Genomic DNA, 24,442 nt, shown 5'->3' on the forward strand with positions numbered 1-24,442 from the left:
AATATGTGGAATTTCTACTTTTCAGTTCGATACGTAACGGAATTTCGGGCGATGGAGCTGAATTCAAAAAAACAATACCTGAGTAAAATAAGCAGCTTTACTTTTCCGACAGATATACTCAAGTTATGCGCAAACCGAGTTATGCACCTCGGAATAAAACAACCAATTAGGAACGAGACCATGAAAACCAGCACCACATTTTGGGCAACCACGGCTCTTTGCATGAGCATCTCAGGCGCCGCCCTTGCTGCCTCAAAAGCAGATGTTCTTTCAAACTATGCTGATATCGCCGAAGCAAAATACAGCGACAGCCTGATCACTGCAAAAACGCTTCAGGATGCCGTAAATGCGCTGATTGCAGCGCCGTCCCAAGAAACGCTCGATGCGGCGAAAGCAGCCTGGATCGAATCGCGCGTGCCCTATCAGCAAACCGAAGTGTACCGTTTCGGAAACGCTATCGTTGATGATTGGGAAGGCAAAGTGAACGCTTGGCCTTTGGATGAAGGTCTGATCGACTATGTTGATTCGTCTTACGGCGGCCCGTCGGACGAGAATCCCCTGAATGTGGCCAACGTGATTGCAAACCCCTCGTTTGAAATCTCGGGCAAGACCATCGACGCCTCTTCCATCACACCAGAGTTTCTGGCCGAAACCCTGCACGAAGCAGATGAAGTCGAGGCAAATGTCGCAACAGGATACCATGCCATCGAGTTTCTGCTGTGGGGTCAGGATCTGAATGGCACCAACGCCGGGGCTGGCGCACGCCCATTCACAGATTATGCCATGGGAGATGCATGCATAGGCGGTCACTGTGACCGACGTGCCGAGTATCTGCGCGCCGCAACGGATCTTCTCGTGAGCGATCTTGAATTCATGGCGGCACAATGGGCCGATGGCGGCAAAGCACGTGCAACCGTGACCGCAGATGAAACCGCAGGAATTACGGCCATCCTGACCGGGATGGGATCGTTGTCCTATGGCGAGCAGGCAGGTGAGCGCATGCGCCTTGGATTGATGCTGAACGATCCGGAAGAAGAGCATGATTGCTTCTCGGACAACACGCACAACAGCCACTACTACGACGGCAAAGGCATTCAGAACGTATATCTGGGCAGCTACACACGCATTGACGGCACCGAAGTCTCGGGCGCGTCACTGTCGGATCTCGTGTCAAAGGTCGACACCGACCTCGACGCCGAAATGCGTGCGAAACTGGACGCGACCATGACGGCATTGGGCGCGATGAAAGCCGCCGCTGACAATGGATTTGCCTATGACCAGATGCTGGAACGTGGAAACACCGAAGGCGAAGCGCTGATCATGGGTGGCGTGAATGGCCTTGTTGACCAAACACGCAGCATCGAACGCGTTGTGACCGTTCTTGGTCTAGACGCGATCTCGGTTGAGGGATCAGACAGTCTCGACAACCCCTCAAGTGTCTTTCAATAATTAACCCAAACTTCGGGCAGACCACCAGCCAGACGCCAGACGGTCTGCCCGCTCAAACTTCAGGAAAAAAAATGAACACCACCATGCTGGGTGCGGTTGCCGCATCCCTTTCGCTTTGTGCGTCCGGCGTCTTGGCACAAGAAAGCTCTATCTTCACCTGGGAAGGTGAAATCGAGATCGGATCAGATTCGGTCATCGACTCAAATACCGCCGGTAACGAGGTCACAGACAACTACCTGATCACCGAGATCAACATGGCGGCGCAATTCACGCCAACATTCTCGGCGTTTCTGGGGCTGACCCTCGAATCCGGTCTGGACCCTGCCTACAACGGTGACGGCACCTTTGAAGGTGTTGGTCTTTATTCGCATGAATTTGGTGTGCAATTCGATATCGCCTCGACAAGCATCATGCTGGGTAAAGTGCACCCATCATTTGGTACAACATGGGACTCGGCCGCGGGTTTCTATGGCGCAACACTGGCCGAAGATTATGAACTTGCGGAACAGATCGGTATCCTCGCCGATGTCAGCCTCGGCGACGGCAGCACCCTGTCGTTCGGTCTTTTCTATGCGGATGACACCGCGCTTAGCAGCTCTGCATTCACGGATCGGGGCCGCAACACAACCGCAGCAGGTGGCGCAGGCAACACCGGTCAATTGAACAACGCATCGATTCAATGGACCAAAGAGTTTGGTGATACGGCGGTTCTGGTCGGTGCGCGTTATCTGACGGCAGGAACAGGCGACGTAGATGACGAAACCGGTTTTGTGGCTGCTGTAGCGCATTCGCTTGGTGGTGTGGATCTGTTTGGTGAAGTTGCAGCCTTCCAGAACTATGGTGGCGGCACGGACGATGCGACCTATCTGACCCTGAACGCGGCCTATGGCATTGCGTCGAACACAACCCTATCTGGCACCTATGCGCGTCGTGATCTGGACACTGCGGGTGTAACCGACATGGTTTCCCTCGCTGTCGAGTATGAACTGCAAAACGGCGTGACTTTGGGGGGAGCCATCGGGTACTCCGATGACAACGGAACAAACGATACGCTTTTGGGATTGAACATTCTGATCCCGCTTGGCGGCTAACACGTCTTCGAGTGCCCGTTTTTAAGGCGGGCACTCCATTTCAACGGAGTCGCGAAATGCGACACAGACCCATTCTGTGTATATGTGCCGGCCTTCTGGCCGCCCCAACTTTTGTGCAGGCCGAAAGCTGGACGCATCTTGGGGACCCTCACCTCAACGTTCTGCCAAGAACAGCAAAAGAGGCCGTACGCATTGAACAGGCAATCGGATCAGATATCGATCCCTCTGCACTCTCTCCTTTCGAGATTAATACAGCAGGCAAGGCAACCGTCGCTGCGCGAACGGACGAAACGGCCTTTGTGCAGCCTTCGGCAAACATGTCCTTTGAAGACGAATTGCTGTTTCGCGTCGGCGAGTCGCTGTTTGACAAGCTTTGGGTTTCGTCACCGTCATCGACCAAAGCCTCTGACGGGCTTGGGCCGCTTTATAATGCGCGATCATGTCGCCGCTGCCATGTAAATGACGGGCGCGGCCATCCACCGGAATCTCCGGACGACGACGCCATTTCCATGTTCCTGCGTGTCTCGATCCCTGCCGACTCTGCTGTTGGTCATGAAAACATCCAAGGCTATATCGCGTCCCGACCCGAGCCGACCTATGGCTTTCAATTGCAGGACCACAGCCTCGCCGGTGTGCCAGCGGAATACAGCCTTCGTGTCACATACGAAGACCTGCCCGTGACGCTTGCGGATGGCAAAATCGTCACTCTGAGGAACCCGACCTATCACACGGACAATCTAGGCTTTGGCCCGATGCACCCCGACGCAGAATTCAGCCCGCGCGTGGCCCCTCAGATGATTGGTCTTGGGTTGCTCGAGGCAATTCCCGTCACGGATATTCTGGCCAAGGCCGATCCCATGGACGCCAATGATGACGGAATCTCCGGGCGCCCCAATGTTGTTTGGTCCCTGGAGTATGACCAACCCATGCTGGGCAGATTCGGGCACAAGGCCGGATCACCAACCGTGCGCCAACAATCTGCCGAAGCCTTTTCCAATGATATCGGCATTTCCAACCCCCTGTTGCCCGCGCCATGGGGCGACTGCTCAGAGAACCAGCAGGCCTGTCGCACCGCCCCGCATGGCGACAAGGATGTCAGGGTTTTTGAGATCGATTCCGAAGCGCTGGATCTGGTCACCTTTTATTCGCGCAACCTGGCCGTTCCATCCCGACGCGATGTCAACGACACAGAGGTTTTGCGCGGCAAGCGTCTGTTTCACGAAACAGGCTGTGCCAGCTGTCATACGCCAGCTTATGTGACCCACCGATTGGCGGATCAGCCTGAGCAAAGCTTCCAGATGATCTGGCCCTATACGGACCTGTTGCTGCATGACATGGGCCCGGGACTTGCAGACAATCGGCCCGAAGTCCGCGCAAACGGACAGGAATGGAAAACGCCTCCGCTGTGGGGTATCGGTTTGACGCGACAAGTCAGCGGGCATACGTATTTTTTGCACGATGGTCGCGCGCGCTCGCTGCTTGAAGCCGTGCTTTGGCATGGCGGCGAAGCCGAACAAATGCGCGACGCTGTAATTGCCATGCCACGCGCCGACCGTGATGCGCTTATTAGATTTTTGGAGAGTTTGTGATGACCAAACTGCGCGCTATTGTCCTTGCTTTTGTGATGCCGGCTTTGGCGCACGCGGAAGGATCATCGCCAATTATTCAGGCGGTGGTTCAGGATCACATCCTGCCGCGGTACGAGACCTTTGCCAACGAAGCGACAAAGCTGGCCGATGCCGCACAAAGCGATTGCCGCGTGAACTCTGCGCCCTTGAAGGCCTCCTTCAATGACACTTTTGATGCATGGATCGGTGTCAGCCACCTCAGGTTCGGTCCCTCCGAACAGGACAACCGCGCCTTCGCTCTCGCCTTTTGGCCTGACAGCCGCAACAAAACACCCAAATCGTTGACCCGTTTTCTGGTTGATGGAGATCCGGCAGGGTTGTCTGCCGAGGCCTACCAAGAGGTTTCAATCGCAGCGCGTGGTCTCTATGCGCTCGAATTTCTTCTGTTTGACGATGTTGTCTCGACCATTGGCGACCCCCAGTATCATTGCACATTGGTCCAGACCGTAACGCAGGACATTGCCAACAATGCTCGCGCGATTTCGACGGACTGGGACAACACCTATGCAAACCTGATGATGCACCCATCGGAAAGTGGCCCGTACCGCACAGACACAGAAGCTCTGCAAGAGGCGTTCAAAGCCCTGTATACCGGCGTGGAATTCACCAAAGACACCCGTCTTGGTCGTCCCTTGGGCAGCTTTAACAAGCCTCGCCCCAAGCGTGCCGAAGCGTGGCGCTCGGGGCGCTCTTTGCGCAACGTCGAAGTCTCTTTGACATCGCTGCGCGACTTGGCCTCTGTGATTTCCGCCGATCATCCCGGTGTGGCGGCACGACTGGACAACGCTTTTATCTATGCTCTGGATATCGCAGCGACACAGGACGATCCCACATTTGCGAATATCGCGGACGTTCAAGGCTGGTTCGAGGTCGACACATTGCGTCAATCGCTCGAGGCAGTTCGCGAGATTTTGGCCGATGAACTGGCGCTTGCGCTCGAGGTCACCGAAGGCTTCAACGCTCTGGATGGAGACTAGGATGACAACGCGACGCGGGTTTCTGGGCGGTGTTTTGGCGTCGGGTTTTGTACCGGCGATTGGCTGGGCAGACGCAGGCTGCCCCGGCTTTCTGAATGCGGCACGTCAACCGGACGGGCAATATGTTCTTGTCGGGCTGACAAAAGACGGCGCAGAGCTGTTCCGTCTGCCTATTCCTGATCGTGGACATGCCGCAACGGCCCATCCTAATCGCCCCGAGGCTGTTGGCTTTGCCCGTCGTCCCGGAACCTTTGCCTATGTTGTTGATTGCAGCAGTGGCGCCATTTTGCATCGTCTGAACTCGCCCGAAGGGCGGCATTTCTATGGGCACGGCGCCTTTTCACAAGACGGCACAACCCTGTTCACCACCGAAAACGATTATGAACTCGGAGAAGGCCGCATTGGCGTCTGGGATGTTGCGGCCGGCTACAAACGGATCAGTGAATTCGCCAGCGGCGGGATTGGCCCACACGAGATCAAACGCATTCCCGGTCGTGAAACTCTGGTGATTGCAAACGGTGGGATCGACACCCATCCGGAGTCAGGCCGCACAAAGCTCAACATCCCGACGATGCAGCCCAATTTGACCTATCTGTCCCCAACGGGGCAAATTCTGGAAACGGTCTCGCTTCCTCAAAACATGCACATGAACTCGATCCGGCATCTGGCGGTTTCAAACGACGGTACGGTTGCATTCGGGATGCAATGGCAAACCACTTCCGAAGCCCCTGCCTTGCTGGGGTTGCACCAGATGGGCAAAGACCTTCGCCTTCCCGAGCTTCCCCAAGACATCCACCACCGCATGAAAGGCTATGTCGGTAGCGTGGCCATGACGCCGGACGGCACAGAGACTGCGATCAGCTCACCAAGGGGGGGTTTGGTTCTGGTGTTTGACACGCAAAGCGGTGCCCTGCTGAAAACTCTGGAAGAGCCGGATGTTTGTGGACTTGGGACGCTGGACAATGGATTTGCGATCAGCACAGGAACCGGACGTTTCGGCGCCTTTGAAGGCGCGGAGTTGTCACAAATCCGCAAGCATGATTTGCAGTTCGACAACCACTTGGTGGCGGTGACTGGCTGACCTCGACGGGGTGGCTTTGCCAAAGCGCGAATTTCCTGTATGGAACAGCCTTCCAAAACGGAAAGCGCGAGTCATGACACAACACCGTTCCGAACTGCTGATGCCAGCAGGCAATCTGCGTAAGCTCAAGATGGCCGTCCTGTATGGGGCAGATGCCGTGTATCTGGGCACACCAGACCTGAGCCTGCGTACAAAATCCGAATTCTCACTGGAAGATGTGATTGAGGGTGTGAACTTTTGCCATGCCCATGGCCGACGCGCCTATCTGACGCTCAACCTGTTTTCGCACAACAAAGACATTCCCAAATTCGAGGAATATCTGGAAACCGTGCGCAAGGTTAAACCGGACGGGTTGATCATCTCGGACCCCGGCGTCTTTCAATACGTGCGCGAACGTGCCCCTGAAATTCCACTGCATGTGTCGACGCAGGCCAACATCGCCTCTTGGTTGACCGTGAAGTTCTGGGAAGGCCAAGGCGCCGATCTGGTGGTTCTGGCCCGAGAAGTGTCTTTCCCCGAATTGGAAGAAATCCGCGCAGAATGCCCTGACATCAAACTCGAGGCGTTTGTGCATGGCGCCATGTGCATGACCTATTCCGGCCGTTGCCTGCTGTCGAACTTTATGGCGGAACGCGGTGCCAACCAGGGCAACTGTGCCAATTCCTGTCGCTGGAACTATAAGTTCCATATGCGCCTGAAAGACGGAACCATTCAGGAACTGATCGTCGACGAAGACAATCAGCACATGTTCGAGTTCCTGCTGGAAGAAGGTGTGCGCCCCGGTGAGTTCCTGCCGATTCAGGAAGACGAACGCGGCAGCTATATCCTGAACTCCAAAGACCTCTGCCTGATGCCAAAACTTGACGATTACCTGCGCATCGGCGTGGACAGTCTCAAGGTCGAAGGGCGCGGTAAATCCGAATACTATGCCGCCATCGTTGCACGCGCCTATCGTATGGCGATTGATGACTATTATGCCGATCCGGAAAACTGGAACGCTGCGGACTATATGGAAGAGCTGGATACCGTCGGCAACCGTGGTTACACGCTCGCCTTCCACAAGGGCCGCCTGACCAACCTCGCGCATGGATACGAGCAGACCGCAGCAATTGCCCAATGGGAATACGCCGGTTTTGTCACCGAAGTGAAGGACGACGCCTTCTTTGTTGAAGTGAAGAACAAGCTCGAGCCCGGTGATGTGATCGAGATCGTTTCTCCGGTGGCCCGCAACACGATCCTGCTGCGCGGGTACGAATATGAAATCGCTGCAACGGGTGAGAAACGCGAAGTCATCCACGGGTCCACAAAATCGGTGATCCGTCTGCCGTTCTCGCTGTTTGAGCATGAAGATATCAACGACCTGCGCACCAACTTCCCGCCCTATACGGTCTTGCGGAAAGAACGCGCGCTGACTGACGAACAGTGGAAGCGCCTGCAACTCGACAAAACGGCCTTGGCAATGGAAGTGAAAGACACGACCAACGAAACCGCCTATGTCCGGCGCCGTGATGCCTTGGTCGAAGCCATCGAAGCCGACACCAACACGCGTCGCTTCAAGACGAACCGTGCGGGCACCGAAGGGTGCTGTGGCAAAGGCTGCAACGGCTGTTTGATTTTCTGGCAGGACGACATGTATGCCAAGGCGCGCGACATCCTGTTGCAACGTAAACAGGGTGCCATGCTGACCAAAGCGGAAGCGGCGGAACTTAAACTGCCCGCCGCCGAGTAATCAGACTTTGTAAAAACAGTAACGATCCGGGGCTACGGTCTCGGGTCCACGCACCTGTTCAAAGCCGACCAAAGGCTGACCGGAAATCAGAACACCGCCCGGTGCCATGCATGCGCCGATAAGTGGCGAAAGACGTGCTGCTTCGGCGACATCCTTTTCTTTCTCACCAAAGCCAAAATCGTAATGTGCCAAAACGATCTTTGATCCGCTGCCTGCCAGCTTGATCAACATCTCTTCGGCTTCGCCCTGTAGGAAATCTTTCTCCGGCGGCACACAGGACGGGTGGCATTGCAAGATACGGTCGATGACCCAGATCCGGCGATCCGGCGCGATTTCACGCAGGTGATCATAGGTGCGGCCATTGCCAAGCCCCATATCTACGTAATCGCCAGCGGTATCGCCAACCATGGCGTGGCCCCATTCCAACCCGTCGCGCTGGGCTGCCAGTCGACGCATCATACTGTCCAGACGGCTCATGTCTGTTCCTTTTCATCATGGCGATACAGCACAATTGGCCCTTCGCACATTTCGTTTAAGAATTGTTTCGAGAATGCCCAGATATCGTCATCGTGGACAAGGTGATGGGTCAAATAACCAAAAGGTTCTGCGATGTCGGTTTTTCCGGTGCGACGATCCCGCAGCATCGCGACCGTGTTTTCAACCAGAACCTCAGGATCAACCAATCCGCGCGTACCACGCCAGAAGATGGGATCGAGATGTGTGTTGATCCGGGCCAGACCCGGCGCTGCTTCTGACTGCTTTCGGGGCAAGAATGTCGAGACCGCATCATAACCCAGATCGGCAAGGGCTGGCATGATCGCCGGATCTATCCGGTTCCATGGCGGCACAAACATCGGGGCCAGCCGCGCACCAAACATATCCTGCAAACGCGCTTTGCCTTTGCTCAGTTCAGCAACCACATCGTCCCGTGTCCGTGTCACACCAAACTCGGCCTTTTTCTGGTCAGCGGGCGCATGATTTTCGTGGGCCCAGCCATGCACAACAGGGATCAACATGCGTGTCTGGTCAACCTTGGCGACGAGCCCATTTGTGGCGTCACGCGGAATAATCGCAAGATGCACAGGAACACCCGCGTCTTCTGCCAGTTCAGTCAGATGAGACAGCGCATCGGTTGCTTCAATAGCGTCGTCATCGCGCCACCAGAATGGCAACGTCACACCTTCGGCCCGCCATTGGGCGAATTCCGTCCGCAGGGGCGTCCAGTTTACATTCACGCCGGTCCTCCTGCCAGACTTTCGAGGATTTTTACGGTCTGATCTGCGCCCTGCATTTGAAGGTCATCCCCATGTCGGCGCCCCTCTTGGATCACCTTTTCAACCAATGCCGCCATCATTTCCGCCGTCGCATCTTGTGCAGTCAGAACATACATTGCGCTTTGATGGGCAAGCGATTTCGCCCGCAAGGTTTGCTCGACTTCGCCGCCGTCATCAAACGGCACAAGAACCGCAGGAATGCCAGTCTGAAGCAGATCCAGAGCGGTGTTATAGCCGCACATGCTCACCGAGGCGGCCGCACCGTGTAGCATTTGGCGAAAGTCGGGGCGCACCCCTTCGATGGTGATATCAAGATCGCCTGCTCTTTGTTGCAGGGCCTCGATCCGCTGTGCCGCATCCGCCCCGCCGACCAGAAGACGCCAATGCCGGTCGCTCAGGCGCGCGGCGTCTACTGCACATTCAAAAAGAGCCTGTCCAACCGAGCCACCACCAGCACTCACCAGCACCTCGCCTTCCGCGACATTGTCGGGATGGGGCGATGACGCAGGCGGCGAGACAAACCCCGTGTAGCGCAGCAACTTTGCAACCTCTGGCGTGACCGGCCAGCTTTCCTCGAGCGCCACAATGCCCGGATCGGAATGCACCAACACCGCATCATAGTATTCTGTCAAAAGCGCTTGTGCTTTTTCCGCTTTCGAAGGCTTCGACGGAGGCGCCAGAATATCGCGGATCGAACAAACGATACGCGGGCGTATGTTCATTTCCTGTGCGGCTTGCAGTATCGCCTGAAACTCGTTCGACAATGAACGGCGTCCGAAAGGAAACAGTTCGGTCACAATCACATCGGGCTGAATATCGCGAAGTGATGAAACCGCCGCTTCGATGCGGCGCTGCATTAACGCATCGTCAACCTCTGTGGAATCTTCCTGCAACAAGCGGGAGAAATTGGTTCCATCCGAGGCAATCGAAGGCAACTGCACCAGATGAAGACCGGTATAGTCCATATGAGGTGCAGGGCGCCCCCCGGACATGACCCAGACATCATGCCCCGCACGCGCACAGGCCCGCCCAAGCGTCAAGGCGCGCGACAGATGGCCAGTGCCCAGCAAATGCGTGACGACAATGAGAACCTTCATGTGTCGGTGCGCTCTAGGCGAACAATGTCCGGATCCGCAATGCGTACGGTGCCGTCATCAACTTCGACGACAAACAACCTGTTCCGTTTGACCGCAAAGGGCGCAGGCCCCAGAAAATCCCATCCCGTTGCCTGTGCCAAAACCATACGCATGGTTCCGATATGACAAACCGCGATGCTGTCGCGTGTAAGCGAGAACAACCAAGGCGCAACGCGTGCCCACACCTCTGCCGGAGATTCCCCTTCCGGGGGGCGATAATCCCATCCCCAATACTCGATGTCGCGAAAGCCGGAATCCGGATCGGCCTTGAGATCGACCCCTTTGAGCCCTTCCCATTTCCCCCAGTCCATTTCTATCAACGCATCAACCGTGTCGGGATCGCGCCTTGCCACGATCTTGGCGGTATCACGGGCGCGCAACAGGGGGCTGGCATAGAGATCAGCGTCCTGCCAGCCTTGTGGCAACCGAAACGCGGACAGGTCAAGACGAGCCTGATCATCCAACGGGATGTCCGTGCGTCCCTGAATGCGGTGCGCCCGGTTCCATTCGGTATGACCATGTCGCATCATGGCAAAACGGATCATAATGTGTCCTCCACCAAGGGGCCAAGAACCGACCACAGTCGTGTTCGGGCGGCCCCGAGTAAATGTTGTTGTTTAACCAAATCACGTGCCTGCTTGGACCGCATGGTCCAATAGGTTTCCTGTTCAAACAAGGCATCAATCTCGGCAGCAACAAATGCAGGGTTACCTTGCTCGACCAATCCGGACGACGGCACGACATCTCGGACACCTGCGCGATCCTGCGCGACCACCGGCACACCTACCGCCTGAGCCTCGAGATACACCATCCCGAAGGCCTCGTTGACGCCCGGCCAGACGAAGGCACCCGCCCTTCCATAGGCCTGTTGCAGCTCCGGCTGATTGAGTTGCCCCAAAAAGTGAACGCGGTCTGCGTAGGGTTTGAACAAGGCCTCGACCTCAGCGCGCGCTGGCCCATCCCCCGCCAGATACAGGGTCCAGTTCGTGGTTTTCAAATGTCGCAAGCTTTGTGCAAGAATGTCATACGAGGCCAACTTGTCTCCGTGGCGCATCATACCCGCACTCAGAAGGGTTGGCCCCTCGGGTTGCGTCGGTTGTGGCAGATCATCCATCTGAAGGAACGGGTGCAACTGGACAAGAGGCTGCCCTTCCCGCTCGTAAGGTTGCAACCCTTCATAGTCCTGTGCGGTCAGGTAAAAGATCGCATTGGCCGCCTCGCAGGACGCATCAGCCAATCGTGCGAACCTGTCCCAAGGGCCGCCCAGACGTTTTGCTGCACGTGTTGCTTCAATCTGGAGGTAGGGAATGCCAAGCGTATTGGCCACAGAGGGCCCCAACAAATCCGGCGCCTTGTAATAGCTGTGATAAGTGACCCAAGCCGACCATCCGCCGGTTTCAATCAAACCCTGCGCTTCTTTGGCGGCTTGCGCGATCAAGACATCTTGGCGCGCCTCATCCCCTTTGCCGTCATAACAGCGAAACTCGGAAACCAACTCGGCGGTTACGCCACGGTCTGCATCCGTCAAGGCGCGCATCACCCCACGAGCCATTTCCCGATCTCCAGACGGAACCGTATGGTTAGGGGATTTCATTGGCGCGTAAAAGGCGATCTTTGACATCGGCTACTCGTCTGTCAGCGTCTTTAGCCGACGGTCCAGCGCATCAATACCAGGCGCCATCAGGAAGTGATCCGTCAGCCGCGCATAGGCGGCCTCGGCATATTCAAGACGCTGCGCAGGGTTCTGCGCTAGGGTAAGAATAGATGCGGCAAGGGCCGCGGGTGCATCATCCGACAGGATGCCGTGTTCACCGCTGGTGATGAATTCGGGGATCGCAGATACCGGCGTCGACAGGATACACAGCTTTTGAGAGGCTGCTTCCATCAATACATTCGGCAACCCATCCCGATCACCGTCACTTGCAATCCGGCTTGGCAGTACAAAAATATCCGCGTCCCGCAAAGCAGCTATGACATCAGGTTGATCACATGCCCCACGCCAAACGATCCTGTCCTGCAGCCCAAGCTCTGCGGCGCGTGCTTTGAGCGTATCGCCAAGCCCGCCCCCGCCGATATGTGTCCAGCGCCAATCAAGGTCCGTTGGCAGTTTAGCCAAAGCTTCGATCAGGTTATCAAATCCCTTTTTCTCGACCAGCCGGCCAACCGACAACAGTTCGAGCGTCCCCTCCTTTACCTGCCGTTCCGGTGGCAAAGGAAACCGCCCGAGATCCAGACCGTGGTAAATGAGTTCAACACGATCAGGCATGTCTGCCAATTCACGCAGGTGCTCTGCTCCGAACCGTGTACAGGTGGCAAGAAACGTCGCGCCGTGATCACGATACGAAAGCTTTTCTCGTTTTTCCCACTCGGGCGATGTCCAGATATCTTTTGCATGCGCCGAAACACCCCAACGCATCCCCCGCATGATCGCGGCATAGCGCGTGACCGACGCGGGCGTATGCATAAAGTGCGCATAAAGCGACCCGGTATCGTCAGGCATTTCGGCAGCCAGAACACAAGCCTGTCCAAACCGACGCAGGCGGTTACGGGTTTTGTCCCGCATGAGGTCTTTCCACCAAACGCCTAATGCCGTCCAGAACCCGCGTTTTGGAAGGTTGCGCAGAACCCCTTTGGCCACCCGCAAAGGTTCTTCATGCAGATACTCTGGCAAATACCGAACAGGCGCCTTTAACCGGTTATGAAGCGGATGGCGTTTCTTGTCCGTCGGAAACCGAAGCGACCAGATTTCGAGGTTGTGACCCTTTTCTTCCAGCGCAACAAGTTCCTGCGCAATGAAAGTTTCGGACAGGCGCGGCCAGCCTTTTACGACAACCGCGAGCCGTGGAGATGTGCGTTTCATGCGGCCCCTTGCGCGCCTTCCAGCTGAAGCATTCGCATCGACCGGTTTGAGACAAAATCCAGCCCATCCAACAATCCCGGCACAAAAGCCGCAGAGGGTGCGGGTTGATCGGGAAGAGCGCGAATTGCAGCGATCATCGAGGCGACAGTCAATCCATCGCGGTATTCATCCAGAACACGAACCAGACCCATTTCTTCGGCCCTGTGCGCACGAATATACTGTTCGAGCCTTGGCTTGGTACGTGGAACGATCACGGCGGGTTTGTTAAACGACAGCATTTCGCAAAAGGTATTGTACCCCCCCATCGAGACAATGCCCTGTGCGCCGGCAATAAGGTTTTCGATGCGGCTGTCAAATCCGGTGGTCTGAACACGCCCTTCAAGGGCCGCAACACGCGCCTCGAATTCGGCGCGCTGCTCTCCTGACAGGAAGGGGCCATAGACCAGTTTGGCATTTGGCTTGAGAGAGGGGTCGGTTTCATAGGCCGACAACACAAGGTTCACCATGCCTGCCCCATCACCGCCGCCACCGGGGGTGATCAGGATGTAAGGTTCATCGGGGATTTCGCCCTCTTCCAAACCTTCGCGGCGAAGATATCCTGTGTATTTGATCCTCGAACGGAACGCTGAGGAGAAATCCAAACCTGCAGTCGGGTCATAAATCGACTGCAACCCATAAACCCAAGCTTCGTCGTAATAGCGTTCGGCCGCTTCTACGGCGCCTTTGCGGTCCCATTCGGCGCGCAGCACTTCGGGTTCATCCAGAACGTCCCGCAGCCCAAGAACAATATGCGCCTTGCGCTTGTTTTTGAGCCAATCCAGCGCCGGAATAAGCTCTCCACGAAAACCGGTCGGCTCTTTGTCGACGATCAGGATATCGGGATTGAAATGAACCGCCGCCGATTTGATCAATCCGGCGCGCAGTTCGGTGGTTTCATCAATATCCAGCCCAAGAGTTTCGGACGCATAAGACCCGTCCGGATTCTTGGTCACGCCTGGAAGGCGAATGTGGTCAACGCGGTCGGGAAAGGTAAAGCGGCCAGCAACCGGCGAACCTGTCAGGATGATCGCGGAAATCCGCGAATCCGCTCCGGTAATGGCACTGGCAAGTGCGCGCGAGCGGCGCAAATGCCCCAAGCCAAAGGTATCATGGCTATAGAACAGAACACGGGGCGATTGCCGCCCTGCCGTTTGCCCCATTGCTTTCGCCCCATCTGCCAACAGACCGTGCTCCCGCTTCGAATCTCTTTAAAGGCGCAGGTCCGACTCGGACCGCGCCAATGCCCCTTTGATATCGTAAAGCATCACATCCGGCTTTCCGAGTGCTCTTATCGCTTCCGCACCCATATCTGCAAATTCGGTATGTGCAACTGCAACAATGATGCCATCATATACTCCTGCATCCGGTTCTGAAACCGGGGAAAGGCCATACTCGTGCTGAACCGCATCGGCATTGACCCAAGGGTCCCAGACATCCACGTCCACCGAATAGCTTTGAAGTTCGTCAACGATGTCGGCAACACGCGTGTTTCGCGTATCCGCGCAGTTTTCCTTGAAAGCAAATCCCATAATCAGGACGCGGGCACGCGCAGGGTTTTCCTTGCGCGCCAGCATCGCCTTGATCAGCTGTTGCGCGACATGCCGCCCCATATGATCGTTGATCCGGCGCCCCGCCAAAATCACCTCGGGATGATACCCCAGCTGTTCGGCGCGATAGGTAAGGTAATAGGGGTCAACACCGATACAGTGCCCCCCGACCAAACCCGGCCGGAACGGCAAAAAGTTCCATTTTGTTCCAGCGGCCTCAAGAACCTCGAGCGTATCCAGACCCAGCCTTGAAAAAATCAGAGAAAACTCGTTCACCAACGCGATGTTGAGGTCGCGCTGGGTATTTTCGATCACCTTGGCAGCCTCGGCTGTCATGATCGAACTTGCCTTGTGAAGGCCAGCCTTGACCACGGGCGCATAGATCGCCTCGACACGTCCCAAGGTCTCGGCATCCTGTGCAGAGATCACTTTCACGATGGTTTCAACGGTATGTTCCTTGTCGCCCGGATTGACGCGTTCCGGAGAATACCCCAACTTGAAGTCCACGCCGGAGACGAGACCGGTTCTTTGCGACAACTCGGCGCCGCAGACGTCCTCGGTGACACCGGGATAGACGGTTGATTCCAAAATCACCAGATCGCCCTTGCGCAACCAAGGCGCAATGCTTTTGCAGGCTGACCGGATCGGCCCAAGATCGGGTTGCTTGGCATCGTTGATCGGGGTGGGCACCGCGATGATATAGGCGCTGACATCTTCGAGGTCTTCCGGATCGCAAGAAAAATGGACTGATGCCGATTTAAACGCCTCGGGCGCCATTTCACCGTTCGAATCTATGTGGCTACGAAGCCCCTGAACGTGATCTTCGTGTGTATCGAAACCGACAACATCGAAACCCTCCCGGGACAACGCCAACGCAAGGGGCAGTCCGACATAACCCAGTCCAAGAACTGCAATCTTTTCTAATGCTTCGAAACCCACGTTACCTCGCCAGACTTTACCTGATTTAGTATTACGTTCTGCGCTAGCGAAAAGTTGGGATAATGTCACCCCCAAAGCCTAAATCGCCCCTAATCACCTCACGCAGCCAACATCTTGAAGGTAAAACGCCATCGTGGTTTGCCCCTTTGCGTTCATTGAGTTAATTCTTTCCAGATACACTCCTTTACGGCGGCGCACATGCTTTATCGTTTCCTAATTCTCTTTCTGACTTTGGTTTTCATGTCTCAGGCAGCGCCCGATGCGCTGGCTCAGGAAAGCACGTCGGAAAACGGCGACACTTCCGAACTGTCAACGGCGCTCAAGGCCGCTGCTGAATCAGGGGTGAGCGTGGTGATCATCGACTCTGACGGAAAGATTGCGGGGACAACGACAGCCACCGCGCCCGAAGCAACCTCGCCCGAGAGTGCAGCGGATTCCGCCGATAAGATGACAATGATCATGAAGGGGCAAAAGCGCGCCGATGATTTCCGCAAGGTCTTCAAGGACAGAATGGAAGCCCTGCCGGCAGCGGTTAATGAAGTGCTATTTGTCCTGCGAGCCTCAAGCCCCGACGGCCAGATCTTCACCTTCGCGAAAACCCTGATGTGGACGCTCGCGCTTTTGGCTGTGGGAATTCTTTTCGAGCGGGAGATTTTCGGCAAGCGCCTTGCCCGAGGATTCGTTGTGTCGCGCATTCAGGAGAACCCCCATGGGTATTCTGAAAAGCTGCCCTTCCTTGTGTTCCGCTTCTTTGCGGGATGTATCGGCGTCATGGTGTCGGTACTTGTGGCGTCGGTCCTTGGCACCTTGTTGTTCGGCAGCACCGAAGACACAGCGATTGAATTCACGATCCTGACCATTGTTGCGGCCTATTCTCTTGTTCGCATTACATCGCTTGTCTGGCGCATGATCCTGTCTCCGTATCTGGAACAGTACCGCATCCCGAATTTTTCGACTCCAGACGCAAAACGGTTGCATCGCTGGCTGTTCATGATGGCCACGATGGATATCTGCACGATGTTCTTTGGGCTTTGGCTGTCGGAACTGGGCCTGAACTATGATGTCTATGCGATTGGCGTGCTGGCTCTGACAACTTTGTTTGCGCTGTTCAACTTGCTGCTGATCCTCGTCAACCGGCGCGCCATCTCGAACGCCATTCGCGACGGTCGCCCGTTGAAGAGCGTGACATTGGCCACACGGCTTGCCAGCCAGCTCTGGGCACCGTTGCTTAGCCTCTATGTGATCTATGGCTGGATGCGTCTCAGTGTTGATCTGGTGCTGGACCGCGAGCAGGCCCTGCCGTTGATCGCGGGAGCGTATATCATCTTTACGTCGATTATCGTGGTCTATGCGACGATCAACTATGGGATCGAGAAATACTTCAATCGCTCACGCACCATCCGCGAGTTGAATACCGCCGCAGAAGAAGCCCTCCTTGCCGCAGAAGAAAGCGGTGTCGAGGACGAAGTTTCCAAATCCCTGATGGAAGAGTTGCGCGACGAAATTGACTCGCGACGGATCAACACCTTTGAGGACCTCGCCCAGCGGATATCCGGCATTCTGGCCCTTGTTGCGGGCCTCTATGCCACCCTCACCATCTTTGGCGGGGAACAGCTTGTGGCGGATGAAGGTTTGATCGGGCGTTTTCTCGACGTCGTGATCATCATTTTCATCGGCTACATTGTTTTCAACTGCTTCCGCATCTGGATCGACAGCAAGATTCGCGAAGAACAGGGTGACATCAACGAAGAAGCCGAACTGGGCGATGAGGGGGGGGAGACAGGAGCGAGCCGCCTTGCGACCCTCTTGCCCCTGTTCCGGAATTTCATTCTGATCGTGATCCTTGTCACGATCACCCTGATTATTCTGATGGAAATTGGCGTGAACGTAAGCCCGCTGTTTGCTGGTGCCGGTGTTGTCGGTCTGGCAATCGGCTTTGGCGCCCAGACACTTGTGCGGGATGTCTTCTCGGGCGCGTTCTTCCTGTTTGATGACGCCTTCCGCAAAGGCGAATACATCGACATCGGCGGCGTCAAAGGCACCGTCGAAAAAATCTCTGTGCGGTCGTTCCAGCTGCGTCACCACCTTGGGCCCCTTCACACGGTCCCGTTTGGCGAAATCCAGCATCTTACGAACTATTCCCGCGACTGGGTTATTATGAAACTGCCGCTGCGTGTGACCTATGACACTGATGTCGAACGCGTGCGCAAGATGATCAAAAACCTTGGGATCGAACTTTTGGATGATCCGGTGATTGGGGATAACTTCATTCAGCCCCTGAAATCGCAGGGTGTGATCGAGATGCAGGACTCGGCCATGATCATTCGAGTCAAATTCATGACCAAACCCGGTGACCAATGGCTTGTCCGTAAGAAAGTCTTTCAGGAAATCCGCAGCCTCTTTGAACGCGAAGGCATCCGGTTTGCACACCGCGAAGTTACCGTTCGCCTTGCAGACGAAGACGCCGCAGCAGCCGATCTTACACCAAAGCAAAAAGAAGCAATCGCAGGCGCTGTTCAGGGCGCGATCGACGAAGATGCGTTTCTGGATGATGATGGCGGGGATGATCGCTGATCTCGCGGACCGGACAGCACGCGGTTTCCAAAGACCCTTTGTCAGGACCACGTTCCTGAGGTGAGACAAAGAAAAAGAGGCCCGCTGGGGCCTCTTTTTTGTGTGTTATTGATCCGTCCCAAGGCGACCGTGCAAGTTGCTGTCGGTTCCGCGCCGTTAGCTGCGATTCGGATCCAAGGCGTCTCGCAAACCATCCCCGAAGAAGTTGAACGCAAGAACCACCACAATGATGGGCAGCATCGGAATAGCCGTCCATGGGTAAATCTCGATTGAGGCAAGGTTCTGTGCATCGTTCAACATAACCCCCCAGCTGACGGCTGGAGCCCGCAATCCAAGTCCAAGGAAGGACAGCGCGGTCTCGCCAAGGATCATCGCCGGTATCGACAAAGTCGCACTAGCAATCAGGTGGCTGAGGAAGTTTGGCAAAAGGTGCTTGCGGATAACGCGGCTTGGTTTTGCCCCCATCATCTCAGCGGCGCGCACAAACTCTTCTTCCCGTAACGACAGGAATTTGGATCGCACCGCACGCGCCAATCCCGGCCAATCCAATATCCCGAGAATTATCGATATGATGAAGAACACCGCAACCGGCCCCCAGTGCGACGGCACCGCCGCAGACAGAGCAAGCCACAAAGGCAGTTCCGGCAATGACCGCAAAATCTCAATGACGCGGTTGATAATCCAGTCCAGAAATCCGCCAAAATACCCTGCGATACTGCCCAGAACGATGCCAATCACAAAGGATACCGTAATCCCGACCAAACCAACCGTCAGAGAAAGCTGTGCGCCATACATAATGCGCGAGAACACATCGCGCCCAAGTCTGTCGGACCCCCAAAAGAACACGGTGGCCCCTTCTGGCGCGCAGAACAGGTGCTTTGTCGTCGGGAACAATCCGGCCAGTTTGTATTCTCCGCCGTCACAGAAGAACTCGAGCGGTGCGGGCGCGGTTCTGTCCTGAATATACTCCCAACTGAAATTCTCCAGATTCACCTCGGCGGAAATCGGATAGACATACGGCCCGATGAATTCACCTTCATGAAACAGGCGTACCATCTGGGGCGGGGCATACAGGTGATCTTCCAGACGCTCGTTTGGCGTATAGGGAGACAGGAAGCCTGCAAATGGCAGCATGAAATACGACAACAGCAAAAAGAGTGCCGAGATCAGCCCGAGCTTGTGTTCCTTGAAGCGCAGCCAGACCAGCCAGCCGTTGGACATATCCAACTCTGCATTGCGGGCCTCTTGACCAGTATCCGGTTCGTAAGGGGCGTCGTCGATATAGCGTCCGTCTGGTAGGGTCGTCATCAGGATCGTCCTCCAAAACGGATACGCGGATCAAGCAAGGCCAGAAGCAGATCCGAGACCAGGGTGCCGATCAAGGTCAGCAAAGCCACAAACATCAAAACAAAGGCGGACAGGAATTGGTCTTGGGACTTCAAAGAAGTCAGCAACACAGGACCAATGGTTTGCAGGCCCAAAACGACCGAAACAAGAACCGATCCCGATACCATTGCAGGCAGCAACGTGCCGATGTCTGCCACAAACGGGTTAAAGGCAACGCGAAGTGGGTATTTGACCAACATCCGGCTTTCCGACATGCCCTTGGCCCGTGCCGTTTCCACATAAGGTTTGCCCAGCTCATCCAGAAGATTGGCCCGCAACCGCTGCATCATAGCCGCCGCGCCGGATGTCCCGATCACAAACGTCGGAATGATCAGGTGCACAAGCACGGACATCATTTTTTCAAAGGACATGGGCTGCCCTTCGAATTTCGGATCCATCAGGCCACCAATCGGCAGGTTCAGATAGCGGTTGCCGTAGTAGAAAAGGATCAATGCCAAGAGGAAGTTTGGCGTCGCCAATCCAAGGTAGCCAACAAACGCAGAGGTGTAGTCCACCCATGTTTTGGCACGCGCCGCGGCCAGAACACCCAAAGGCAAGGCAACGGCATAGACAAACAGGATCGCCGCCAAATTGACCAACACAGTCAGCCAAAGAGCGCCGCCCACGATTTCAGAGACAGGGCGGTCAAACTCGAAGGACCAGCCAAACTCGCCTTGCAGCATCCCTGCAAAACCGTTGGGCCCGGGCGCGAACCCCATCCAGATAAGGTACTGTTCCCAGAGCGGGCGATCCAACGCGTATTCCTGTCGAAGGAACTCGGCCTTGGCGATACCGCTTTGCTGACCCGTGGCGCGCAATTCGTTGATCTGGTTGGACAGGTAATCTCCGGGTGGCAAATTGATAATGGTAAAGACCAGAACCGAAACCACCAACAGCGTTGCCAGCATCGTTATCAGGCGGAAAATGGCGAAGCGAATCATGGCCATGTCGTCACTCTCCTGCCTGCTTGAACCAGAACTCGTCCGGACGGTGCACACCAAAGTGCGCGCCGGGCGACCATGCCCAAAGCGCCTCTTCGGGGACGTTCTGCAAACGGTTGTTCACAACAACAGGTTGGCGTGCGCCCTGAAGCAAACCAATGGCAAAAACCTGATCTGCGTGGATATCAACCATTTCCTGCCATGCAACGCTGCGCTCGGCGTCGGTGGTGGCGTTGCGCCATTGCTCTGCCAACTCCATGAGGCGCATGGCCTCTGGCGTGTCAGGTGCTTCGCCAGCGTCCCCGTGCGTCTGATAATGTTGGCCCCACATCGGCCATGAAAAGAATTCCTGCTGCTGCGGTGCCACGTACACGGGCGGTGTATAGGGCTGGGCCAATCCGTTATCCCAACCAAACCATGTCGCCGCCATTGTGCTGCCGGAATAGACTCGGTTGCGCAGTATATCGCGCTCGAGGGGGCGCATTATCAGCTTGACGCCCAAGGACCGCCAGTTGTCGATCACGATCTGAAGGGCGTTTTCCACCTCTTGGCGTTCGCCCGCCGTTTCAACCACCAACCAGAGCGGCCGACCATCGGGCAACAAACGTGTGCCTTCTTTGTTGCGTTCTTTCAGACCAATTTCATCCAGCAGGGCATTGGCCTGTGCTAGATCATAATCGGCCCACGCCTTCAGGTTTTCTTCTTTGAAGAACGGGCTGGCGGGCAGCATCGTCATGCCGCCTTCTGTGGCCAATCCGAAATACAGAACCTTGTTGATGATTTTGCGATTGATCCCAAGAGACAGGGCGCGCCGGAACCGCACATCACGGATCAGACCCCGCCATTCAGGATCGCTATAATTCATGTTGAGGTAGATTGCGATCTGGGACGCCGTGCCGTTCTTCCAGAGGTGCGCCTTGTAGTCACCCGTTGCCTCACCCTTTTTGAGAATCGCGATGTCCTTGAAGGCAAGGCCACGCGCCTGAAGATCAACCTCGCCAGCGTTGGCCTTGGCGGCCACAAGACCGGGGCTAACGACATTCATCTCGATAATATCAATATAAGGAAGCTGCGTGCCTGCGGTGTCTACACGGTGGAAATAGGGGTTCCGAACAAACAGGAAACGGCTTTTGCCTTCGTTGGTTGCCAGCATCCAGGGCTGCAGCGTGGGCAAGTCCGCGTTGTCGAACTTGTACATGTTATCCAGCTTGTTGTGCAGCGCAGCCCAGCTGCGCACACGTTTTTCACGCAACCGGAGCCGCAGCTCTTCCTCTTCGGCATAGGCCGCATGAAACGGCTTGAGATAATGAGATGGGCGAAACAGGAACGGCGGGCGCGCTTCTGCCAATTCCTGAATGAACTGCGGGTTGGGCCGCGTCCATTCATAAATCACCGTATGTTCGTCAGGAAAAGTAACAGTGGGCAGTTCTTCGTCTACACGCAGAAATTCGAGCGGCCCCGATGGAGACAGGTCGGGATTATTGGCGACATCTTCCCACCAATAGCGGAAATCTTCGGAAGTGAACGGCGCTCCATCAGACCACATATGGCCGGGGCGCAAACGCAGCGTGAACTTGCGATTTTCTTCGATATCCATGCCGAGCAAAAGGTCCGGCACAATGATATAGTTTTCGTCATAGCCAACAAGCCGTGCATAGCCATAGACCACCATCTGACGCACATCTTTCGTGCGCGTGACCAAGGTGCGAAGAGTGCCCCCTTGTCGTCCGGTTACGCGGCCCTTAGCCTCCATGTCGACGACTTGCGGCTCTGCGGGGACACGTTCTGCAACGGGCGGCAAATGGTTGGCCTCGACTTCGGCCTTCCAAAATTCGCTTTCGCTATATTGCGCGAAAGCTGCACTTGCGAGAATGCAGAACCAAAGAGATGTCAGGAATGTCTTAATCATAGAAGCGTACCATATGTCCCGGCCCCGTTTCGGTCAGCGGCGGCGCGTGTTGCCCATCAAAGCGGAACTGTTCTGGCCACGTTGACGGATCACCCGCCCCTTGCGACACGACGTTCAAATCAATCGGGCGATTGATATCCGGCTCTGGCTGCGCGGCCAGCAATGCGCGCGTGTAAGGATGTTTTGGATCATAGAACAAGGCTTCGGGCGGGCCTTGCTCAACCACCAGACCGCCGCGCATCACCGCAACCTCGTCCGCAATCCGCGCCACAACGGCAAGGTCATGGCTGATAAACAGATAAGATAGGTTCATTTGATCGCGAATTTCCTCGAGCAGCTGAAGAACCTGTTCTTGCACGGACACGTCCAGCGCCGAGGTCGGTTCGTCACACACCAGAAACGTCGGCCCCAGCATCAACGCGCGCGCAATGGACAAACGTTGGCGCTGGCCGCCCGAAAAGGCATGGGGATACCGCGTCAGCATGTTTTCACTCAACCCGACCCAACGCAGCATTTCGACCGCACGATCCGTGCGCTCTGCAGCGGTGCCGATGCCGTGAATGTCCATGGGTTCGCACAAGGCTTCTTTCACCCGCATACGGGGGTTCAGCGTCGAATAGGGGTCTTGGAACACCATCTGTGCGTTGCGTTGAAAATCGAGACGCTCCGCATTGTTGAGGTGTTGAAGGTCTACAGCCTCGGCATGGGTGTCCGGTTTGAACAGAATTGATGCACCGGGATCCGCTCGTTCCGCGCCCAGTGCCATTCTGGCGCAAGTGGTTTTGCCCGACCCGGATTCCCCGACAACCGCAAGCGTCTTGCCGCGTTCGACCCCGAACTCGATACCCCGCACCGCATAGACGTGTGTCTTTGGATGCCAAGGTGCAGAGCCTTTGAGTGTATACGTCTTGGAAACATTCTTCATTTGAAGGATGAAATCCCGATCCGCATCCAATGCCTTGTCTTCTGTCGCTTCGGGAATCTTGGGGGCCGCTGCGAACAGATCGCGCGTATATCCGTGTTGCGGATCACCCAAAATCTGTTGGGCTGTGCCCGCTTCCATGACGCGCCCGCGATTCATAACCGTGACCCTGTCTGCCATGTTCGCCACCACACCCAAATCGTGTGTGACCAGAACAACGGCCATCCCAGTGTCTTTCTGAATATCTTTGATAAGCCCCAAAACCTGCGCCTGGGTGGTCACATCAAGAGCTGTTGTCGGCTCGTCCGCAATAAGCAGATCCGGTTTGCCAACGATGGCCATCGCAATCATGGCGCGTTGGCGCATCCCTCCCGAAAGTTCGAACGGATAGGACCGGTAAATACGTTCAGGGTCCTTGAATCCCACACGATCAAACGTATCCAGCACTCTTTTTTTGGCGTCGCGCCCGTTGTCTTCACCATGAAGGCGCAGAACCTCGATCACCTGGTTCCCAATTCGGTGCAACGGAGACAGCGACCGCATCGGTTCCTGAAAAATCATGGAAACCCGATTGCCCCGAATGTCGCACATGCGGCGTTCGCTCAGGTCCATAAGGTTAAGAGGTCCGTTTTCACCCGCCAGTGTCACCGATCCGGCACGAATCTGTGCGGCTGCAGGCAAAATACGCAATGCAGCGCGGCAGCTGAGTGTTTTGCCAGAACCACTTTCCCCAACTAGGGCAAGGGTTTCACCCTTTTCAACGGAAAAGCTGACGTCGTTTACCACGGGCGGGGCTTTGCCAAAGCCAATCGTAAGCCCTTCAACCTTCAAAAGTGCAGTCACGCCAACTCCCTCATTCGCGCCCTTACGCGAAAATACATCCAGAGGCCCCGTCTAAGCGCGAGACTTCCCTGCTCAAGAGAGTGAAGCACAAATGCCTATCTCCAAGCAAGCCGCTTG

19 protein-coding genes are annotated in these 24,442 nt (G+C 55.8%); 7 read left to right on the forward strand and 12 right to left on the reverse strand.

Annotated elements, in window-relative coordinates:
- Positions 1 to 180 precede the first annotated feature (180 nt).
- The 6 genes from PH7735_RS15415 to PH7735_RS15440 all read left to right on the forward strand — a co-directional run bounded on the left by PH7735_RS15415 (position 181) and on the right by PH7735_RS15440 (position 7,955).
- A complete protein-coding gene (locus tag PH7735_RS15415) occupies positions 181 to 1,449 on the forward strand; it encodes an imelysin family protein (protein WP_058312313.1) in 1,269 nt (422 codons plus the stop codon).
- Between the two features lie 71 nt (positions 1,450 to 1,520).
- Positions 1,521 to 2,540 carry a porin family protein gene (locus PH7735_RS15420; protein WP_058312314.1) on the forward strand — a complete coding sequence of 340 codons (1,020 nt, stop codon included), beginning with the start codon at positions 1,521 to 1,523 and terminating at the stop codon, positions 2,538 to 2,540.
- Positions 2,541 to 2,596: 56 nt separating this feature from the next.
- Positions 2,597 to 4,129, forward strand: a complete 1,533-nt coding sequence (locus PH7735_RS15425; protein WP_082645274.1) for a di-heme oxidoreductase family protein — start codon at positions 2,597 to 2,599, stop codon at positions 4,127 to 4,129.
- Positions 4,129 to 5,145 carry an imelysin family protein gene (locus PH7735_RS15430; RefSeq protein WP_058312315.1) on the forward strand — a complete coding sequence of 339 codons (1,017 nt, stop codon included), beginning with the start codon at positions 4,129 to 4,131 and terminating at the stop codon, positions 5,143 to 5,145. The genes PH7735_RS15425 and PH7735_RS15430 overlap by 1 nt, the downstream gene beginning before the upstream one ends.
- 1 nt (position 5,146) lies before the next feature.
- Positions 5,147 to 6,226: a DUF1513 domain-containing protein gene (locus PH7735_RS15435; protein WP_058312316.1), complete on the forward strand. Its 1,080-nt coding sequence runs from the start codon at positions 5,147 to 5,149 to the stop codon at positions 6,224 to 6,226.
- A gap of 73 nt (positions 6,227 to 6,299) precedes the next feature.
- Entirely contained in the window at positions 6,300 to 7,955 is a 1,656-nt protein-coding gene (locus PH7735_RS15440) for a U32 family peptidase (RefSeq protein ID WP_058312317.1), read from the forward strand.
- Here PH7735_RS15440 and PH7735_RS15445 read toward each other — a convergent pair whose 3' ends face one another.
- The 8 genes from PH7735_RS15445 to PH7735_RS15480 all read right to left on the reverse strand — a co-directional run bounded on the left by PH7735_RS15445 (position 7,956) and on the right by PH7735_RS15480 (position 15,750).
- Positions 7,956 to 8,432, reverse strand: coding sequence for a class I SAM-dependent methyltransferase (locus tag PH7735_RS15445; RefSeq protein WP_058312318.1), 477 nt, complete (start codon positions 8,430 to 8,432; stop codon positions 7,956 to 7,958).
- Positions 8,429 to 9,190: a polysaccharide deacetylase family protein gene (locus PH7735_RS15450; RefSeq protein ID WP_058312319.1), complete on the reverse strand. Its 762-nt coding sequence runs from the start codon at positions 9,188 to 9,190 to the stop codon at positions 8,429 to 8,431. Before PH7735_RS15450 ends, PH7735_RS15445 begins: the two co-directional genes overlap by 4 nt.
- On the reverse strand, positions 9,187 to 10,326 hold the full coding sequence (locus tag PH7735_RS15455; protein WP_058312320.1) for a glycosyltransferase family protein: 1,140 nt from the start codon (positions 10,324 to 10,326) through the stop codon (positions 9,187 to 9,189). The genes PH7735_RS15450 and PH7735_RS15455 overlap by 4 nt, the downstream gene beginning before the upstream one ends.
- Positions 10,323 to 10,910, reverse strand: a complete 588-nt coding sequence (locus PH7735_RS15460) for a histidine phosphatase family protein (RefSeq protein WP_058312321.1) — start codon at positions 10,908 to 10,910, stop codon at positions 10,323 to 10,325. Before PH7735_RS15460 ends, PH7735_RS15455 begins: the two co-directional genes overlap by 4 nt.
- Entirely contained in the window at positions 10,907 to 11,917 is a 1,011-nt protein-coding gene (locus PH7735_RS15465) for a glycosyltransferase family 4 protein (RefSeq protein ID WP_058312322.1), read from the reverse strand. The genes PH7735_RS15460 and PH7735_RS15465 overlap by 4 nt, the downstream gene beginning before the upstream one ends.
- A gap of 72 nt (positions 11,918 to 11,989) precedes the next feature.
- Positions 11,990 to 13,225, reverse strand: a complete 1,236-nt coding sequence (locus PH7735_RS15470; protein ID WP_058312323.1) for a glycosyltransferase — start codon at positions 13,223 to 13,225, stop codon at positions 11,990 to 11,992.
- The gene (locus PH7735_RS15475) at positions 13,222 to 14,424 is read right to left on the reverse strand and encodes a glycosyltransferase family protein (RefSeq protein ID WP_058312324.1); all 1,203 of its coding nucleotides are present in this window, start codon (positions 14,422 to 14,424) and stop codon (positions 13,222 to 13,224) included. Before PH7735_RS15475 ends, PH7735_RS15470 begins: the two co-directional genes overlap by 4 nt.
- A 48-nt stretch (positions 14,425 to 14,472) precedes the next feature.
- Positions 14,473 to 15,750, reverse strand: a complete 1,278-nt coding sequence (locus PH7735_RS15480; protein ID WP_058312325.1) for a nucleotide sugar dehydrogenase — start codon at positions 15,748 to 15,750, stop codon at positions 14,473 to 14,475.
- Between the two features lie 198 nt (positions 15,751 to 15,948).
- On the opposite strand from PH7735_RS15480, the gene PH7735_RS15485 reads away from it, so the two are divergent.
- Positions 15,949 to 18,324 carry a mechanosensitive ion channel family protein gene (locus tag PH7735_RS15485; protein ID WP_058312326.1) on the forward strand — a complete coding sequence of 792 codons (2,376 nt, stop codon included), beginning with the start codon at positions 15,949 to 15,951 and terminating at the stop codon, positions 18,322 to 18,324.
- A 156-nt stretch (positions 18,325 to 18,480) separates the two neighbouring features.
- On the opposite strand, the gene PH7735_RS15490 is transcribed toward PH7735_RS15485, so the two are convergent.
- From PH7735_RS15490 to PH7735_RS15505, 4 genes are read right to left on the reverse strand one after another with little or no spacing between them, the layout of a single operon-like run.
- Complete coding sequence (locus PH7735_RS15490) at positions 18,481 to 19,632, reverse strand: ABC transporter permease (protein ID WP_058312327.1); 1,152 nt, start codon at positions 19,630 to 19,632, stop codon at positions 18,481 to 18,483.
- A complete protein-coding gene (locus tag PH7735_RS15495; protein ID WP_058312328.1) occupies positions 19,632 to 20,657 on the reverse strand; it encodes an ABC transporter permease in 1,026 nt (341 codons plus the stop codon). The genes PH7735_RS15490 and PH7735_RS15495 overlap by 1 nt, the downstream gene beginning before the upstream one ends.
- 4 nt (positions 20,658 to 20,661) lie before the next feature.
- Positions 20,662 to 22,560, reverse strand: coding sequence for an ABC transporter substrate-binding protein (locus PH7735_RS15500; RefSeq protein WP_058312329.1), 1,899 nt, complete (start codon positions 22,558 to 22,560; stop codon positions 20,662 to 20,664).
- Positions 22,553 to 24,325 carry an ABC transporter ATP-binding protein gene (locus PH7735_RS15505; protein WP_058312330.1) on the reverse strand — a complete coding sequence of 591 codons (1,773 nt, stop codon included), beginning with the start codon at positions 24,323 to 24,325 and terminating at the stop codon, positions 22,553 to 22,555. Before PH7735_RS15505 ends, PH7735_RS15500 begins: the two co-directional genes overlap by 8 nt.
- Positions 24,326 to 24,442: the final 117 nt, after the last annotated feature.

This window comes from Shimia thalassica, from assembly GCF_001458215.1.
Classification (GTDB): domain Bacteria; phylum Pseudomonadota; class Alphaproteobacteria; order Rhodobacterales; family Rhodobacteraceae; genus Shimia; species Shimia thalassica.

Coding starts and splice junctions, on each gene's coding strand:
- PH7735_RS15420 (WP_058312314.1), top strand. CDS start 1,521: ATGAACACCACCATGCTGGGTGCGGTTGCCGCATCCCTTTCGCTTTGT.
- PH7735_RS15440 (WP_058312317.1), top strand. CDS start 6,300: ATGACACAACACCGTTCCGAACTGCTGATGCCAGCAGGCAATCTGCGT.
- PH7735_RS15460 (WP_058312321.1), bottom strand. CDS start 10,910: ATGATCCGTTTTGCCATGATGCGACATGGTCATACCGAATGGAACCGG.
- PH7735_RS15500 (WP_058312329.1), bottom strand. CDS start 22,560: ATGATTAAGACATTCCTGACATCTCTTTGGTTCTGCATTCTCGCAAGT.
- PH7735_RS15490 (WP_058312327.1), bottom strand. CDS start 19,632: ATGACGACCCTACCAGACGGACGCTATATCGACGACGCCCCTTACGAA.
- PH7735_RS15495 (WP_058312328.1), bottom strand. CDS start 20,657: ATGGCCATGATTCGCTTCGCCATTTTCCGCCTGATAACGATGCTGGCA.
- PH7735_RS15465 (WP_058312322.1), bottom strand. CDS start 11,917: ATGGCTCGTGGGGTGATGCGCGCCTTGACGGATGCAGACCGTGGCGTA.
- PH7735_RS15415 (WP_058312313.1), top strand. CDS start 181: ATGAAAACCAGCACCACATTTTGGGCAACCACGGCTCTTTGCATGAGC.
- PH7735_RS15445 (WP_058312318.1), bottom strand. CDS start 8,432: ATGAGCCGTCTGGACAGTATGATGCGTCGACTGGCAGCCCAGCGCGAC.
- PH7735_RS15430 (WP_058312315.1), top strand. CDS start 4,129: ATGACCAAACTGCGCGCTATTGTCCTTGCTTTTGTGATGCCGGCTTTG.
- PH7735_RS15475 (WP_058312324.1), bottom strand. CDS start 14,424: ATGGGGCAAACGGCAGGGCGGCAATCGCCCCGTGTTCTGTTCTATAGC.
- PH7735_RS15455 (WP_058312320.1), bottom strand. CDS start 10,326: ATGAAGGTTCTCATTGTCGTCACGCATTTGCTGGGCACTGGCCATCTG.
- PH7735_RS15470 (WP_058312323.1), bottom strand. CDS start 13,225: ATGAAACGCACATCTCCACGGCTCGCGGTTGTCGTAAAAGGCTGGCCG.
- PH7735_RS15425 (WP_082645274.1), top strand. CDS start 2,597: ATGCGACACAGACCCATTCTGTGTATATGTGCCGGCCTTCTGGCCGCC.
- PH7735_RS15435 (WP_058312316.1), top strand. CDS start 5,147: ATGACAACGCGACGCGGGTTTCTGGGCGGTGTTTTGGCGTCGGGTTTT.
- PH7735_RS15485 (WP_058312326.1), top strand. CDS start 15,949: ATGCTTTATCGTTTCCTAATTCTCTTTCTGACTTTGGTTTTCATGTCT.